This is a genomic window from Sulfuricurvum sp. (assembly GCF_019163035.1).
Lineage (GTDB): Bacteria > Campylobacterota > Campylobacteria > Campylobacterales > Sulfurimonadaceae > Sulfuricurvum.
In genome coordinates this window covers 1-15,818 of the sequence record NZ_JAFLKV010000069.1, presented here as the reverse complement: position 1 = coordinate 15,818, position 15,818 = coordinate 1, and the positions used below count along the sequence as shown (strand labels likewise).

The following is a 15,818-nucleotide window of genomic DNA, read 5'->3' as shown; positions in this document are numbered from 1 at the left end:
TAATCTTAACTCTAAGAGAAAGAGAATACCATGAGCAATGCTATAACCGAATTAAAAAAGCTCTCATATGAGAAAAATCTCCTCATTGTCGAAGATGATCTCAATGTTTTAGAAAGTTTAGAACGTCTCCTCTCCCATTTTTTTACCCATATTTTTACCGCATCTACCTTTGGTGAAGCACTCGAAAACTATACCCGAATGCAATCCATGCCATTCCCCTTTATCATCATCAGCGATATCCATTTGGGGCAAGAAAATGGGATCGATTTAATTCGCCTACTCAAACAGTATGACGCTAATCAAAAAGTCATTGCCATATCTGGAACGGAAGATCGAGATATTTTTATCGAATCGATCCGCTATGGAGTTGATCGTTTCGTCCTTAAACCGATTGATCAAAGGGAGCTATTCAATGCCCTTACCACCCTTTTACAACGGATTAACTATGACCTCGAGCTGGAAGCTTCCCAAAAACTTCTCGAAGATTCCAAAGAATATGCCCTGAAACTCCTCGAAGAACAAGATCAATTTTTAAAAAATGCAATTCACGAAATCCATACCCCCCTCTCCGTCATCATCACCAATATCGATCTTTTACGGATAGATGGGATAGATAACGAATATTTAAATGCGATCGAAGCAGGATCGAGAATCATTCAAAACAGCTATGAAGATATGACCTATCTAATGAAACGTGACCGCGTACCCGATTACCTTACCACCCTTGATATGGTTGAGTTTATCCATGAACGCGTCCGTTATTTCACTTGTATAGCCGAAGTAAATGAACTCTCTATGTCAATTCGGGTCGGCCAGCCAAATCTTCCATTAATCCATTTTAATGTACTTAAACTCTCTCGTCTTGTAGACAATACCCTATCCAACGCTATCAAATATTCTTACCGTCCGAGCGAAATCAATGTGACGGTAGGGATACGAAAAGGAGATTTATTTTTCGAAGTTCGTAATCACGGACCCCTCATTCAAGATAAAAAGAAGATCTTTCAGCGCTTTTACCGCGAATCGGAACATAAAGGGGGATATGGGCTGGGGTTGAGCATCGTTGCTCAAATCTGCAAAGAGGAAAATATTGAGATCGAACTCTCGTCTACAGCAGTTAGAGGGACCGCTTTTCGCTATATTTTTAAAAATGCGACGCTCTTGCAACACAACTCATCTACAATGCCATTACTAATACAAAACGGAGTGAATGAGTGAAAATTTTACTTCTTGAAGATGAGTTCATGCTCGCACGCTCTATCCGCACCTATCTCCTATCTCGTGGTCACTTTGTAGACCATTACGATAACGGTCAAGAGGTACTCGATCTCATTACTACCCAATCGCACGATTTTTATATTCTTGATATCAATACCCCCCTTGTAGGAGGTTTAGAGTGCTTAAAAGTAATAAGCGAAAAATATCCCGATACCCCTACAATTATTATCAGTGCCTACCATGACGTTGAATACATCTCCGATGCTTTTTCCTTCGGGTGTAGCGACTATCTCAAAAAACCGTTCAATCTCAAAGAGCTCGATATACGGATTTCCCATCTCACAAGTCAGATTCAACATGCCGTAAAACCCCAATACGATCCTATTATTCAACTCAGTGAACATTATACGTTTAACAAAGAGAATAACTTTCTTTTTTATGACGGGACCATTCAGAGATTCACTAAACGAGAACTCTCATTAATCACCATGTTTGTAAGTAATCTTGGGCAAATCATGACCGATGAGAGCATCCGTTCATTCATATGGGATGGTGAAGAGGCAGAACCCTCAACAATACGCTCATTGGTCAATCGGGTACGAAGCAAACTCAAAGAAGAGCTGATCGAAAATATTCGAGGATTTGGCTACATTATGAAAAAGTTAGACCATGTCTAACGAAATTCAGCGGCTCAAAGAGGGATCAGAATCACGCAGTGTCTTGATTATAGACGACGATCCTGAACTTGCCGAATCTCTGGGACGAATTTTAAACGTCTTTTTTAAAGAGTGCATTATCGCTTCTGATGGTGAAGAGGCGTATGAGCTTTTTCGATCACGTACTGAAAAAAACAACCCATTCACCTTAGTAATCACCGACTTGGAGCTTCCAAAAATGGGAGGTTTGCGCCTTATCAAACAAATCCGAGCACAAAGCGCTTATCAACGTATTTTAATTTTATCCGCCCACGATGAAGCTGAATACATGGCGGAAGCTATCCGGTTAGATGTTGAGGGGTATCTTATCAAACCCCTCTCAATGCCAAAACTGTTTGAAAGTTTGGAAAAGATTTTTTCAGCACCTTTACACAACATTCCACACACCACTTTTGATAATGATCCCATCACCGGATGGAAAAGTTTTCAAGAACTTGCCAATCGTATTCAAACATTGGAATCTCCTCCGTTCACCCTCCTTCGAATCCGAGTCAATCATCTAAACAATATTTTCAAATTCGTCGGAGATGTCTTTGCGAATGAATACATTGTCGAACTCTCCGCCTTGCTACAAAGTATCTCAGCAGAGAGTAAAGGGGAATTTTACCGCATTGCTACCGATGAATTTTGTCTTGTTTTAGAGGGAAATGTAATTGAATTTGCAAGCAAAATGGCTGTAAGCATGATTTCCGTTGCCCGATACTTTCATACCTCTGAAAAAGGGATTGTATTAAACTCCACCCTCTCTGTGGGTATCGCCTATGGAAAAGAGCACCTGTTACTCCATTCTAAACTCTCTCTTGAGAAAGTATCGGATCATATAGGGGGAGGATACAGTGTTTATAGCCTAAGCGATCAAGATGAAACTTCCGCTCTCCTCAAAAGCCGTGAGATCCTTCGAATGATTTTCGATGCCCTCCATGAAGAGAACATTGTCCCCTTTTTCGCACCGATACGCGATACTCACAATCGGGATATTTTCGGTTATGAAAGTGTCGTCAAAATCCGTAACAGTGATCATCTTTACGGTTCAGAAACATTTCGATCCATTGCCCTTGATATGGGGCAGATGGGGATGATAACCCGCTCTATCATACGACATGCGTTTGAGCTAATCCCTACTTTGGTTCCACGCAAGCCTATTTTTTTAGCACTAAGTACGATGGAGCTCAACGATGAATCGCTTCTTTCCTATATTCAATTTTGGGCTCAACGGAATGCAATTAGATCTTCCGATATCTGTTTTCATATTGTTGATGGAGACAAAATATTTCAAAATACCACTCTACTTCATATTAAAGAACTTCAAGCCAATGGTTTTAAAATTATGATCAGTGAGTTTGGAATCGGTCAATTTAACCTGTTGACTCTCCTCTCATTGCGCCCCGATTTTATTAAATTTCATCCGGAGCTTATCGCTAAAACTGATAATCCGCAGATCTGTTTTATCCTCTCAAAACTGGTAGAAATTACTCATCATATTGGAGCAAAATGTATTGCTCAGGGTGTAAGTGATGAGAAACAACTCGAATTAATTAAAGATACGAATTGTGATGCCTTCTGCGGATCTCTTGCCGGAAATACATTTGAGGTAGCCCATGAATAACACCCTCCCTATTGTCCTTCATCTCTATGATGAAACACCTCTATTTTCTCCAAACCAAAATCTAAAAGATTATTTTTTACTCAAATCTGCCCCTTATGATCCACTATTACTGAATAATGAAATGCTCATAGGGGTTATTTTAGAGACCAAAACGTTTAAAAAACACCATTTAGAGGCATTTGAAACGCTCCATAATATCGGAAAAAAGATCGTACTAATAGTAGTAAGCGAAAACGCTGATCACAGACTCGTCCGCTCAGCGGCTTTACTCATGCAGTGTGTATTGTTTCCACCCCTATCAGCGATTGAAGAATCAGAAGCGCTCTCTAACAGCATTCTTCCCATGCTCCGCGAACAGGTCGATACACTACGCTATATGGAGGCACTTAAACTCCGATCTCACCGTTCAGGGATAGTGGATTCACTCAATGTCGTCGCCCACCAATGGCGTCAACCGATCAATCTCATCAGTATGGAAGCAATCAATCTCTCCATCCAATCGACATTGGAGGAATCCGTCCCCTCAGTTTCGATTCAAAAAAGTACCCAGATGATCTCGGAGCAATCCCAAAGAATGGCGGAAATTCTTAAAAATGTTCTAAATATGGGGAAAACAAACCGCGCTAAAGAGCCGTTTTCAATCAATACCATGCTGGAACGAGTTCAACTTTTTTTTGCCGATCAATTCCAACGTGAACGGATCGAATATCGTATCCATCCTCTTGGTGAGGATACCTTTTTGCATGGCTATTCTTCTGATTTAGAAGAGGTATTGGTCAATCTACTCGCCAATGCCAAAGATGCTTTTTTAAATATTGCACTCGACTACCCTAAAATCATCACCGTCGAAACTCAAATAACCGAAAAGACAATCATCTTAATAGTAAAAGATAATGCCGGCGGGGTTCCAGAAGCGATACGTGAAAAAATATTTGAGCCCCATTTTTCGACAAAAGGTCATGGAGAAGGGTTTGGGATCGGTCTGCACATCGCACGACTCATAATCACGCAAGAGTTCAAAGGGAGTCTTACACTTGGGGTAGTGAAAGATGAGACGATATTTACGATCACTCTTCCGAGAAATGATGCGAGTCAGTTAAAATTTATATATTCATAGAGTAAATCATGAAATTAGCACAAATTATTGAATCGCTGAACCGAATGGAAAACTTTTCCTTTCTGTACGCAGAAGATGACGAGTCTACGTCCCTCGAAATGGATTCTGCTGAGAAACCGTTAGGCTCCAGTTCCGTATTGGCATTGTCCATTTTTTCTGTGCATTTTGAATCTTATGACACCTAAAGTATTTGTTAACAAAGTAAAATTGTTAAACCTATTCGGCATACATCGCCTTCGTATAGGAGATACCTAAATTTTGAGCTACGATATTGACAATAGCGCTATCGAGTTTTAGATCATTGCTCATCGCATTTAAAATCGTTTGTGCTTCTTCTGCATGTAAACCGATACGATAGGGGCGATCTTGTACCAGCGCCTGAAAAATATCGGCTACCGATAATATTCTCGCTTCAATCGGGATCTGATCCCCTCCCAAGTGATATGGATACCCTTTTGCATCCAATGTTTCATGATGCATCGCTGCAATTTTAGCAATTTCATGAAACCCTTTTATTTTACGCAAAATGACATTTGAATCAAAACCGTGCCGGTTCATCTGAGCACGTTCTTCTTCATCCAATGGACCTGCTTTATGGAGAATGGCATCGGCTACCCGCAGTTTTCCCAAATCATGAAAGAATGCCGACAACTCTATGCACTCTTGTTGAGCTTCAGATAATCCGTATAACTCGGCAAGATATCGCGCCAAAGATGCAACCCCGTACGTATGCTTGGAGGTGAAAGGACTTTTGGCATCAACCACATCCGCAAACATCATAGCAATACTTTTAAGCTCGGAAAAATCGATCGCCATCGGTTCAGATTGACGTATCCAGTCTTCATAATAGCCCTCTAGTGATTCAGCTTCCAGGTAGTACCAAAAAGAATCTGCTTCAGCCGCCGCGACAAATGCTGCTGTTAGCTCCTCTGAAAACATCTCACTGATATATTTTTGGATTGTTGTTCGGACATTCGCTTTATCATGCAGCGTCGTTGACCCCAGTTGAACTCTCAAAGCATCCACCCGATCTGTCAAATAGATGAGATTGGCCTCCTCTTTCACCTCTTTTGGAAGGGAGTCGGGAAGCTGATTCCAGTGTGTATGATGATATAAAATCACTTCGGCATAATCAGTATAAAAAGGGACTTTCGAGAGGAGTGATGCTCCACGGAGACAATGCACTTGTGAATTATCCCAATCGAGTTCCGTAACAAGATGATGATGCACATCTGTCGAAGAGACTCCGCAGTCATGGAGCATCCCCATCAAAATGATTCTGTCAATCCGTTCAGAATCCCAGCCTAATCGTTTTGCGACCTCTGCAGACATATAACCGACCCGTTTACCGTGCATAGTATCATCGATACCGACATAATCGAGTGCTTCAGAGAGGGCATAGGTCACTTCTCTATGATTTAGCTGATACTTCATCAAAAACCTTTTAGATATTTGTTTGTTTTTATCATAACGCATTCAACATATTTTTTACAAATAGTTAGCCGACCTCTTTTGCTGCCGCCTCATTCAACATCAAATCCATTTGCTTGAACAACGTATCTGATGAGTTTTCCAATGTACCGAATTGTTGAATAAGGAGATCACGATTTTCACTCAAACGAGAGATATCTTTAATCGTATTACCGATAACGCCTATTGTATCATGCACTTTCTGATGCGGTTGCAACATCCCTTGAAATGATGAAAGAGAACTGAAATATTTTTTTCCGTCTCCTTTTTCATACCATGCTCCCAAACGGCAATCATGATGATCTGAAAAATGTTGTTGATCATTTCGGGTGTATACAGCATTATACGCTGTCCCTTTAAAGAGCATATGATCGATTTTTGCCAAAATAACAAAAGCGGTCGATTCAATATTTCGGACAACAGAAGCGGTTTTTAGAGCATCCGTGTTAAACAAATGGATAGTTTTATCAAATTTTTGAATCATCGCACTTGAGCGCAACGCTATCTCATTGATCGATTCAGACCCCGACTGAATCGAAGTTGTCTCTTGTTGAAGAGTTTGAATCGCGATTGATATCTCACCTGTGGCACTTTGAGTTTTCTCCGCAAGTTTTCTAACTTCATCGGCAACCACGGCAAACCCCCGTCCTTGTTCACCGGCACGTGCCGCTTCAATCGCTGCATTCAATGCCAAAAGATTGGTCTGATCGGCAATATCTTTGATCAGATTGACCACTGAATTAATATCGTTTGCACGAGCGCTAAGAGCATTGATGGCTCCATTGGAATCGACAACCAGTTCACTCAAAGAAGAGAGGTTTTGACTCACTTCTCCGATCTCATTAACTGTTGTAGAGGACTGAGCGGCGGTATTTTGAGAGATTGATGCAATATTCGACAAATTTCCAAGTGTGATTACCAAATCATTTTGGATAACATCCAATCCTCCGGTAGAACGACTGATTTCGGCAAGTTTTTGATCGAGTTCAGAAAGTTTAAGGGCTTCATGACTTGCTCTCATTTTGACGACATTTTGATTAATATACTCGGCTGAACGTTTAAACGTCCCTTTGAGTCCAGAGTCTTGAACCGTACGATAATAACGGTCTTGACTCAATGCCTCAATAACCGCATAGGTATCACGCATATAGACTTCGAGCTGATCAATCATGTTATTCGTATTCCAACACAATGCACGCAATTCACCGTTCTCGGCGATATTAGTAATCCGAGATTCCATATGCCCAAGCTCAATCTCTTTCATGGTTTCAGCTACATTGTGAATAGTTGCTTGAACTTTACGAATATTGACAAATATAGCCCAAGCAATAGCAAAATTAACTAAATTCAAAACCCGAATCCAATCAAATCCGATCGTAATTACTTCAAAAATCAGCGCTACCATAAACACAAAAATCGAAATAAGATTAAGATACTGCAGCTTAGAGAGAGAGGATAAATTCTTCATAAGAGACCTTTTTCTGATTTAAAAAATGTGTTAACGCTTCTGTCCCGGCATGAATACCTCCGCGTCTCTCCGCTTCAAGCAATGAACGATAAATTGGTTTGATCAACTCTAATTTTTTTTGGGAAGGTTTGCGACGAACAGAGTGATAGGCGATCAGCTCATTTTTATCATTCATACTTGCAGTTACATGTGCCATGACCCAGTAATAGTTGTCATCTTTTGTTTTATTAAGAACATAAGCAAAAACTTCTTCTTTATTTTTGATTTTGTCCCACAAAAATTTAAAAATAGAGGCAGGCATCTCAGGATGTCGCAAAATATTATGAGGCTTGCCGAGAAGCTCTGATTCGAGATATCCGGACATTTGGATAAATAATTCATTACCATAAATAATTTTTCCTGCCAAATCAGTTTTAGAAACGATAAACTCTTTGTCATCGAACGTAAGTTCTATTCCAGCCATATTTTCTCACCTCATAGATTATTAGTTGTAATTATGATTGGTTAGTGTTGCAATTGTGTGGCAATTCTCAAAAAAACGCTATTTTTCCCTGAGTAATCGTATCGTGAAACACACTCCATCTCCAGTATTCTCAACACTGATAATTCCATTCAGATGCTTTTCGATAATTGTTTTTGACATATAAAGTCCTAATCCAGTCCCCGTTTTTTCATCTTTGGTCGAAAAATAGGGGTCAAAAATATGGGACATCACCTCTACTGGGATATTTCCGCCATTATTACACAGTTGTGCCACGACATACTCATCTTCATCGTATACACGAACATTTATCCTCTTATTAAGAAGTGGACTCGATACCAATGCTTCTTTGGCATTATTTAAAATATTGATCAATACCTGTAGCATTTCACGAGAATAGATGCATACTGATCCCTTCGACTCATTAGCCATCTCCAAAACAATATTATGATTGAGCATACTCGAACCGATCATAGATTCGGCTTCACCCAAAATATCAATGATAAAACTCGGCTCTTTCTCTTTATCAGGACGGAAAAAATTACGGAATACATCAATTGTCTTAGAGAGATAGTCGCTCATCGCCAAAATCTCTTCACCGCTTTTTTGACACTGTTCGGGATCAATCCCATCGAGATCAAGATCGACGAGCATGTTATTGATAACCATCGACATCGTACTCAGCGGCTGACGCCATTGATGGGCGATCATCCCAATCATCTCTCCCATTGCCGCATGACGAGATTGGGCTATCATTAGTTCTTGAGTAGTACGTATCTCTTCGAGCATACGCTGACGCTGAGTAATATCCGTGTGAAATCCAACCATCCGAACCGCTTTGTTCTCCTCATCAAAAATTACTTGCCCCCGATCCAAATTCCAAATATAATGCCCCTCTTTATGCCGTAAACGATGGATATTTTCATAAGGAACCCCTTGAGACGTTATACTCATTTCAATCGCCCGCTCTGCAGCTTCTAAATCATCGGGATGAACAAGTGAACTCCATGTCTCCAGCGCATTGGGAAGCTCTTCATCACTGTAACCGAGCATCATTTTCCAACGGGGTGAAAAATAAATTTCATTAGTAATAAGATTCCAGTCCCATAGCCCATCACGTGAGCCATTAATCGCCAAATCAAACCGTTCACGAGCACTTTCGAGTGCCGTAATATCATTTAAGATCATTACATAACCCGAAAATTTCTCACTGACATCATCTAATGGACGAATCGAGACATCGTAAATTCTCCGTGTCCCATCACTCTCTTTTTTTTCATACGTAAAACGATAACTCTCCCTATCTCCCAAATCACCGATTGCATCAAAAATCCATTCAGGAGTTGGTATCGTTTTATTTTTCATGTAGTAGTAGTGACCGCTGGATTGTCTTTTATCAAATAACACTTCACTCGCACTTTGGTTGTAGTTGGTGATCAAACCGTAAGAATCAAGCAAAATTGCCCCTGATGAGAACGAATCAAAAATGGTCAAATAGAGATTTTTTTCATTCGTAAGATCAAGATTTTGAGAAGAGAGTTCATGTATTTGTTCTTCCGAACTTCGTCCGTGCCATTCGATAGAATAGGCAATCTCTACCCGATCAAAAAACTGCCGAATATACTCATAATAAAACTGCGGATTTTCGAAAATCTCTTTGTTCTCTTCAATCAAGTCATGATAGGTTTGCCGATAATATTTAAACAATGAAATAAACATCGCGAAATTAACCCCTCGACTTCGATGGCGCTGCGCTTCGAGCAATCCAAATTGCGAAGCTGGATCGTCGTTGAAATGTTCATCAGGGGTGAGAGATGGTGGGGTGGGGTATTGTGTAATCAAAAGCTCAAGCGAATCGGTCAAACCGACTATTGAGATTCGCCACGCTTCCAAAAGGGTCGAAGTATAAAGAGTGTATCCATTTGTTTTGGCATAGGTGAGTATCCGCTCCATCAACCACGTTTCATTTTCACGAAGCCACGAGATAAAGAGTGATGATGAATCAATCTTCACGTTTTTTCACACCCGTAAAGGGTATCGCAATGTTCCGCTCCACCCTCAACATTTTCAAACCACTCTAAAAAGCGTGTTGCATTTTCACCGTGAAAGAGGGACCCGTGCTGAGGGGCAATCGTAGCGACATCGTAACGACGAACACACTGAACCCATGCACGGCAAAAACGGTTAGATGCCATATAACGACTATGAAACCCTTCTAAAAATGGCCGATGTTCCTCAAAATCATCAACTCTTTTATTGAGATTTTGAGGAGAAGCGATCGCCGCTCCAATATCCCCCGAAAAGAGAATTTTCGAGCGGCTATCATAAAGAGAAAAATTTCCCGGAGAATGGAGAAAATGGGCAGGGATAAACCGCAAATAATCACTTCCGAAAGTGATTTGAGCGCCATGATCTTCAAGCCCCAAAATACGGTCCATATCCATAAGACCATAATGCCCCATAAATCTAACCCACAACTGCGATATAACAAGCTTTGCTGAAGTGGCAACGCTCCACTGAGCAATCGCACCGGCGACATCGGGATCTTGATGAGAAAAAAAGATGTATTTCAGCTGTTTCGGATCAATATGGCGTGAAATTGCTTCATACAAATCGCTGAATATCACTTCACTTCCAGGATCGATCAAAACAGCGCTGTTATTTTGAATAATCAAAAATTGGTTCACCGACAGTGAGTGCGCTGCGTGTTCCTCATCTTCTAGACTAAACATAACACATTTATGGTGTGTATCGTCAAAAAGAACCGTTTCATTTTTCATACTGTATTCCTTTAAATTCGCGGATTAAAACCATTTGACGTTTGGCGATATAATCGATCATACTTTTCTTCCCTTCTGCATGAAGTGTAAAAATAAAAACCACCTCGAAACGTCGATTCACCTCATCGATCCGAAACACCTCTGCCGTCGTATTAATAATGATCGGACGAAGCATAGTGGTAAGTACAATATCCAAAATAACCGAATGTTTTACGGCAAATCCTGCCGGCAAAGATAAAACCTGAACCCTCATTCCCCCCAGTGAAACATCCATAATCTCGAGTTCAGTATCTAACTTCCGCTCTTCATACAGCATACTCATCTGAATCTTATCATCAGGCGTGACCCGTATCGATTCTCTACGAGTCGGTGAAGTTGAAACCAAGTGGTAATGTTCAAAAGTAACACTTTGATCCTCAAAATCAATCCGTTTGATCCCCTCCGCCAAAATTGCCATGGGGAAAAGTTCTGAAGTGAGGTAAAACATCTCCTCATGCTGCATCGCTTTGAGCTGAACGTACGGAACCTTCATGGTGACGACTCTCTCATCGATAGTTACCACAAGCCCATCGTTCGCGATACTTAACCCTTTGTAAAGATTGTGTGCTTTGATCTTGGCACCACTGCGCATTCCCATCTCCAGAAGTGCACGTACCGTTTTTTCATCTTTGAGAATGGCTTCTTTCTCGGTTGCAGTACTGTCATAGAGTTTGAGCAGCCCCAATTCAGTGACATCATTGAGGGAAAGGACAGCATACCCCTCTTTTTCAGGAACACTCTGAAACGTGAGGATAAAATGGTGCGACACCTCCTCCTGATCGGCAATTTTGACATTAAACAGCCGTCCAGGATGTGCAGAAATATGCTCAAACCATTTCATCGTCCCGTGGTCGTAAACAAAACTTTTATGTTCGAGTAGAACCTCACCGAACGATTGAAATTTCTTTCGCAATGCCTCGATGTTGGGGACACCGAAAAAATCAAGACAGGGCTGATTGGCAATCACCACATTACGTTCATGGAGTAAAAAAACCAGATTGTTTTGATAGTTAAAAACAGCGTGCAGATTGGCATTAAAAATTTTGCGATGAAACGCCTCCAAAAATACTTCAGAACATCGCGTAAATGTTTCGATGAGATTATCGATCTTAAGTGGTTTGATGAGATATTCAAAGACTCCGATTTTAATCGAATGGTGGAGCATTTCGATTTCATCATGGGCGGTCGTAATGATAATTATGACATCCGAATCAATAGCATGTATCGCTTCGGACATTTTCAGTCCATCCATTTTAGGCATATTGATATCGGTGATAACGATTTGAGGACGATGAAGTTTAAAAAGGCTCAACCCCTCTTCACCGTCATACGCGGAGACAACATTATCAAAGAATTTTTTAAAAAGAGTGCTTGCCTGAGCGTTCAGCCCCGTATTATCCTCGACATACAAAAGAGAATAAGAGTGCAGATTAGCCCGAAGCTGTTTTAGTACATTCGGGTCAGCCATCTATTCTCCTTTTAGTTTAATGTAAACAGAATAACGCAAGATTTCTTAAAAGGGCAACAACTGCGCTGATTGAACATCCAATTCTGAAAATTTAAAATTTTGCATGCGGTACAGGATAATTTTCAATCACGAAATCGATATCTTTGTCCCCTCGTCCGCTTAGATTAACAAGGATTGTTTTATCGTTACCGAGTGTTTTAGCCAGTTTCATTGCAAACGCAACCGCATGAGCCGATTCAAGTGCCGGAATAATCCCCTCAAGCTGTGAGAGTTTATAAAAAGCATCCACCGCTTCATCATCATTGCACAACCCCACTTTGGTTCTGCCGCTCTCTTTTAGATAAGCGTGTTCAGGTCCCACCGAGGGATAATCGATCCCTGAACCGATTGAATAAACCGGTGCAGGTTCACCATTCGCATCTTTGAGCATAATCGAATTAAACCCATGCATAACCCCCTCTTCCCCATAGGTCAGCGTTGCAGCGTGATCCCCAAGTGTTTCGCCTCGTCCTAATGGTTCAACTCCATAAAGATTCACCTCGCTATCATCGATAAATGCAGAGAAAATTCCCATCGCATTCGATCCCCCGCCGACACAAGCGATGACATTATCTGGAAGTTTCCCCTCTAGCTCATCAAACTGTTCTTTCGCTTCAAACCCGATTACCGATTGAAAATCCCTAACCATCATCGGAAACGGATGAGGACCGACAACCGAACCGATGCAGTAAATCGAGTTAATCGGATCTTTGATGTATTCTTCAAAAGCTGAATCGACCGCTTCTTTGAGCGTTTTTAACCCATGTGTCGCAGGAACTACTCGTGCCCCGAGTATTTTCATACGAACGACATTGGGATGCTCTTTAGCAATATCCACTTCCCCCATATGTATTTCACACTCCAAACCGAAATAAGCAGCTGCTGTAGCAAGAGCAACCCCATGCTGTCCGGCACCGGTTTCGGCAATCACCCTTTTTTTACCCAGATGTTTAGCGAGGATCACTTCCGCCATACAATGGTTGAGTTTGTGGGCGCCGGTGTGATTGAGATCTTCACGTTTAAGATAGATTTTCGCTCCGCCGCAATATTCGGTAAGATTTTTGGCAAAAGAGACAGGAGTCGGTCGCCCCTGATAATGTTTTCGTACGTATTTAAGTTCATTTATAAATTCAGGGGAATTTTTGAGTTCTTTATAGGCTTTGTTGATTTCGGCAAACGGCTCTTCCAATACCGGAGGGATATACGAACCTCCGAATTTACCAAAATAACCGTTTTCATCGGGGTGCGATTCCAAATACGATGTTCCCATAGTGATCTCCTGACTCATTAATTTTTAGGTTATTATAGTCAAAAGTAAGATAAAGAATCTCTAATATTTAGTAAATATTCTGATTCCAAACATTCAGCGTAATAAATGAGAATTGATTTAACATGATCCTGCCATACAGCTTGAAATTATTTTTTATTATGCTCAACATTAATAAGCTTTAATGTTTTTCTTTGATCATTTCATCAATAAATTTAAAGACATCCGCACTAGCGCGCTCAATCGTATCAATCGATTTTTTAATTTCTTCTTTTGAACACGTTACATTATTTCCAGAGCATTTTTTTGCTAACGCATTTGCTTCACGGTGAACAATACTATGCGGCTGTTCGAGGCTTCTGTATGAATTGGTATTGCCATACGCTTCATTACCGAGAGTTGCATACCATTTACCTAAACGACAAGAGGTATGATCAACTTCTTTAAATTCTGATTTTTCTCCAAAAATGAGCGAATAAATATTGTTTTTGTAAATTACATGGTCAACTTTAGCCAAACTACCAAATGCGAAATCTGCTAGTGTGTTGGTCTCTTTTTCTGATTCAATTGCATTGTTTTTAAACATAACGATATCATTATTGATAGCTACAATTAAATCTTTAGTTTTTGACGCAAAATTATTTATCTCTTCCGTACTGCTTTGTATATCTGTCGTTTCTTGCTGCATTGTCTGAACAACAATTTCAATCTCTTTAGTTGCTTTTTGAGTACGTTCCGCCAGTTTTCGTACTTCATCGGCTACAACAGCAAATCCACGACCATGTTCACCCGCGCGTGCTGCTTCAATAGCTGCATTCAATGCCAAAAGATTGGTTTGATCAGCGATATCTTTAATAAGGGCTATAATGCTTGATATTTCTCCACTTCGCTGGGCAAGTTGAATAGTTGATTGTACCGCATCACTCATATAGGATGAAAGATGATCTGTTTGAACCATAGCTTCTGTAGCCAGTTCACTTGCTTCGTTCGAATCATGAGTCATTTGAATGGCGTCTTTAGACATAATTCGCAAATGATCTACCATTGCAGTAAAAACATCTTGATTGTTTTTTAGGGCTTGATGAATAGAAGTATGATGAGTAGCTAAAAGACTTTGATCGTGGCGTACATCCCCTTTTTTAAATCGATAAATGGTTCCATTATTAATGCTTTGGAATTTAACTTCTCCCTCACACTCATCTACCTTAATAGTTGATTGATTTTTTCTGAGTTCTGCAATAACTTTATCTTGATTAGAAAGAGTATTAAATGCTGCATTTGATGCAATCACTCTACCATCCGAGCTTACCGTCACCATATATTCTTCATACGAAAAAGAAACAATAGATTCAAGTTGAATATTTTTTTCTTCAAGTGATAAAAGTCTTAACTCAAGTAACCTTTTTTCTTCTTCAATACGCTTTATTACTGTAGTACCAAACATGCAAATCACCTTTTTGTCAATTCAATAGTATTTTCTATATTATTTTACATCCAATTTAGATGATAACAGCTTAATATTATACTTATCATAACTATAATTAATATTTGTGTGTAGTTTTGTAATATGATTTTTTATATTTGCCCTATTTACAAATTATGTATATCAACAATATCGGAATACTTATTGCTATCTACACTTTAAATATTATGATGTATTAAAGGGGAAAAGTTGAAATTTTTAGTAGTAGATGATAGTTCGACAATGCGTCGAATTATAAAAAATACCCTCGTACGTCTTGGTTATGAAACTATTTTAGAAGGTGAAGATGGGCTTCAAGGGTGGGAAACTTTACATATCAATCCAGATACCAAAATGCTCATAACCGATTGGAATATGCCTGAAATGAATGGATTGGAATTAGTTAAAAAAGTACGTGCAGACAGTCGCTTTACCGATTTGCCAATCATCATGGTTACAACAGAAGGGGGGAAAACGGAAGTGATTACTGCACTAAAAGCCGGAGTTAATAACTATATTGTAAAACCTTTTACCCCTCAAGTTCTTAACGAAAAACTCTCCGCTGTTTTAGGGATTAATTAGCAGTGGTGAGTCAGGCGAGGTAGTGAGTTTTACCAAAGAGCAGTACATAAGTTTCTCCGTTTTTTTCATATATTTCATACTGAAAATCAATGTACTCATGATTAC

13 protein-coding genes and 1 pseudogene are annotated in these 15,818 nt (G+C 40.0%); 5 read left to right on the top strand and 9 right to left on the bottom strand.

Going from position 1 to position 15,818, the window contains the following annotated elements; translation table 11 throughout:
- Positions 1 to 30: 30 nt before the first annotated feature.
- Genes JZU62_RS05600 through JZU62_RS05585 form a run of 4 tightly spaced genes read left to right on the top strand, consistent with a single transcriptional unit; the run spans position 31 to position 4,657 of the window.
- Positions 31 to 1,218, top strand: a complete 1,188-nt coding sequence (locus JZU62_RS05600; protein ID WP_295012727.1) for a hybrid sensor histidine kinase/response regulator — start codon at positions 31 to 33, stop codon at positions 1,216 to 1,218.
- Positions 1,215 to 1,895, top strand: coding sequence for a response regulator transcription factor (locus JZU62_RS05595; protein WP_295012725.1), 681 nt, complete (start codon positions 1,215 to 1,217; stop codon positions 1,893 to 1,895). The genes JZU62_RS05600 and JZU62_RS05595 overlap by 4 nt, the downstream gene beginning before the upstream one ends.
- Positions 1,888 to 3,540: an EAL domain-containing protein gene (locus JZU62_RS05590; protein ID WP_295012723.1), complete on the top strand. Its 1,653-nt coding sequence runs from the start codon at positions 1,888 to 1,890 to the stop codon at positions 3,538 to 3,540. The genes JZU62_RS05595 and JZU62_RS05590 overlap by 8 nt, the downstream gene beginning before the upstream one ends.
- Positions 3,533 to 4,657, top strand: a complete 1,125-nt coding sequence (locus tag JZU62_RS05585; protein ID WP_295012721.1) for a HAMP domain-containing sensor histidine kinase — start codon at positions 3,533 to 3,535, stop codon at positions 4,655 to 4,657. The genes JZU62_RS05590 and JZU62_RS05585 overlap by 8 nt, the downstream gene beginning before the upstream one ends.
- Positions 4,658 to 4,873: 216 nt before the next feature.
- On the opposite strand, the gene JZU62_RS05580 is transcribed toward JZU62_RS05585, so the two are convergent.
- The 9 genes and pseudogenes from JZU62_RS05580 to JZU62_RS05540 all read right to left on the bottom strand — a co-directional run.
- A complete protein-coding gene (locus JZU62_RS05580) occupies positions 4,874 to 6,091 on the bottom strand; it encodes an HD domain-containing phosphohydrolase (RefSeq protein ID WP_295012719.1) in 1,218 nt (405 codons plus the stop codon).
- A gap of 64 nt (positions 6,092 to 6,155) precedes the next feature.
- Positions 6,156 to 7,595 carry a methyl-accepting chemotaxis protein gene (locus tag JZU62_RS05575; protein WP_295012716.1) on the bottom strand — a complete coding sequence of 480 codons (1,440 nt, stop codon included), beginning with the start codon at positions 7,593 to 7,595 and terminating at the stop codon, positions 6,156 to 6,158.
- On the bottom strand, positions 7,570 to 8,058 hold the full coding sequence (locus tag JZU62_RS05570) for a PAS domain-containing protein (protein WP_295012714.1): 489 nt from the start codon (positions 8,056 to 8,058) through the stop codon (positions 7,570 to 7,572). Before JZU62_RS05570 ends, JZU62_RS05575 begins: the two co-directional genes overlap by 26 nt.
- Positions 8,059 to 8,136: 78 nt before the next feature.
- Positions 8,137 to 10,089, bottom strand: coding sequence for a PAS domain-containing protein (locus JZU62_RS05565; RefSeq protein WP_295012712.1), 1,953 nt, complete (start codon positions 10,087 to 10,089; stop codon positions 8,137 to 8,139).
- Entirely contained in the window at positions 10,086 to 10,856 is a 771-nt protein-coding gene (locus JZU62_RS05560; RefSeq protein ID WP_295012710.1) for an MBL fold metallo-hydrolase, read from the bottom strand. The genes JZU62_RS05565 and JZU62_RS05560 overlap by 4 nt, the downstream gene beginning before the upstream one ends.
- Entirely contained in the window at positions 10,846 to 12,363 is a 1,518-nt protein-coding gene (locus tag JZU62_RS05555; protein ID WP_295012708.1) for a response regulator, read from the bottom strand. The genes JZU62_RS05560 and JZU62_RS05555 overlap by 11 nt, the downstream gene beginning before the upstream one ends.
- Positions 12,364 to 12,454: 91 nt before the next feature.
- Positions 12,455 to 13,672 (bottom strand): tryptophan synthase subunit beta, encoded by a 1,218-nt coding sequence (trpB, locus tag JZU62_RS05550; protein ID WP_295012706.1) that lies wholly within the window; start codon positions 13,670 to 13,672, stop codon positions 12,455 to 12,457.
- 178 nt (positions 13,673 to 13,850) lie between these two features.
- Entirely contained in the window at positions 13,851 to 14,255 is a 405-nt protein-coding gene (locus JZU62_RS05545) for a CZB domain-containing protein (protein WP_295012766.1), read from the bottom strand.
- 24 nt (positions 14,256 to 14,279) lie between these two features.
- Positions 14,280 to 14,672 (bottom strand): annotated as a pseudogene (locus JZU62_RS05540) (methyl-accepting chemotaxis protein); the annotation flags it as partial.
- Positions 14,673 to 15,341: 669 nt separating this feature from the next.
- On the opposite strand from JZU62_RS05540, the gene JZU62_RS05535 reads away from it, so the two are divergent.
- Positions 15,342 to 15,713 carry a response regulator gene (locus JZU62_RS05535; RefSeq protein WP_295012704.1) on the top strand — a complete coding sequence of 124 codons (372 nt, stop codon included), beginning with the start codon at positions 15,342 to 15,344 and terminating at the stop codon, positions 15,711 to 15,713.
- Positions 15,714 to 15,818 lie beyond the last annotated feature (105 nt).

What these genes read in the sequence shown, in the direction of transcription:
- JZU62_RS05600 (WP_295012727.1), top strand. Translation starts at nt 31, where the DNA reads ATGAGCAATGCTATAACCGAATTAAAAAAGCTCTCATATGAGAAAAAT.
- JZU62_RS05590 (WP_295012723.1), top strand. Translation starts at nt 1,888, where the DNA reads ATGTCTAACGAAATTCAGCGGCTCAAAGAGGGATCAGAATCACGCAGT.
- JZU62_RS05585 (WP_295012721.1), top strand. Translation starts at nt 3,533, where the DNA reads ATGAATAACACCCTCCCTATTGTCCTTCATCTCTATGATGAAACACCT.
- JZU62_RS05580 (WP_295012719.1), bottom strand. Translation starts at nt 6,091, where the DNA reads ATGAAGTATCAGCTAAATCATAGAGAAGTGACCTATGCCCTCTCTGAA.
- JZU62_RS05575 (WP_295012716.1), bottom strand. Translation starts at nt 7,595, where the DNA reads ATGAAGAATTTATCCTCTCTCTCTAAGCTGCAGTATCTTAATCTTATT.
- JZU62_RS05570 (WP_295012714.1), bottom strand. Translation starts at nt 8,058, where the DNA reads ATGGCTGGAATAGAACTTACGTTCGATGACAAAGAGTTTATCGTTTCT.
- JZU62_RS05560 (WP_295012710.1), bottom strand. Translation starts at nt 10,856, where the DNA reads ATGAAAAATGAAACGGTTCTTTTTGACGATACACACCATAAATGTGTT.
- JZU62_RS05555 (WP_295012708.1), bottom strand. Translation starts at nt 12,363, where the DNA reads ATGGCTGACCCGAATGTACTAAAACAGCTTCGGGCTAATCTGCACTCT.
- trpB (WP_295012706.1), bottom strand. Translation starts at nt 13,672, where the DNA reads ATGGGAACATCGTATTTGGAATCGCACCCCGATGAAAACGGTTATTTT.
- JZU62_RS05545 (WP_295012766.1), bottom strand. Translation starts at nt 14,255, where the DNA reads ATGTTTAAAAACAATGCAATTGAATCAGAAAAAGAGACCAACACACTA.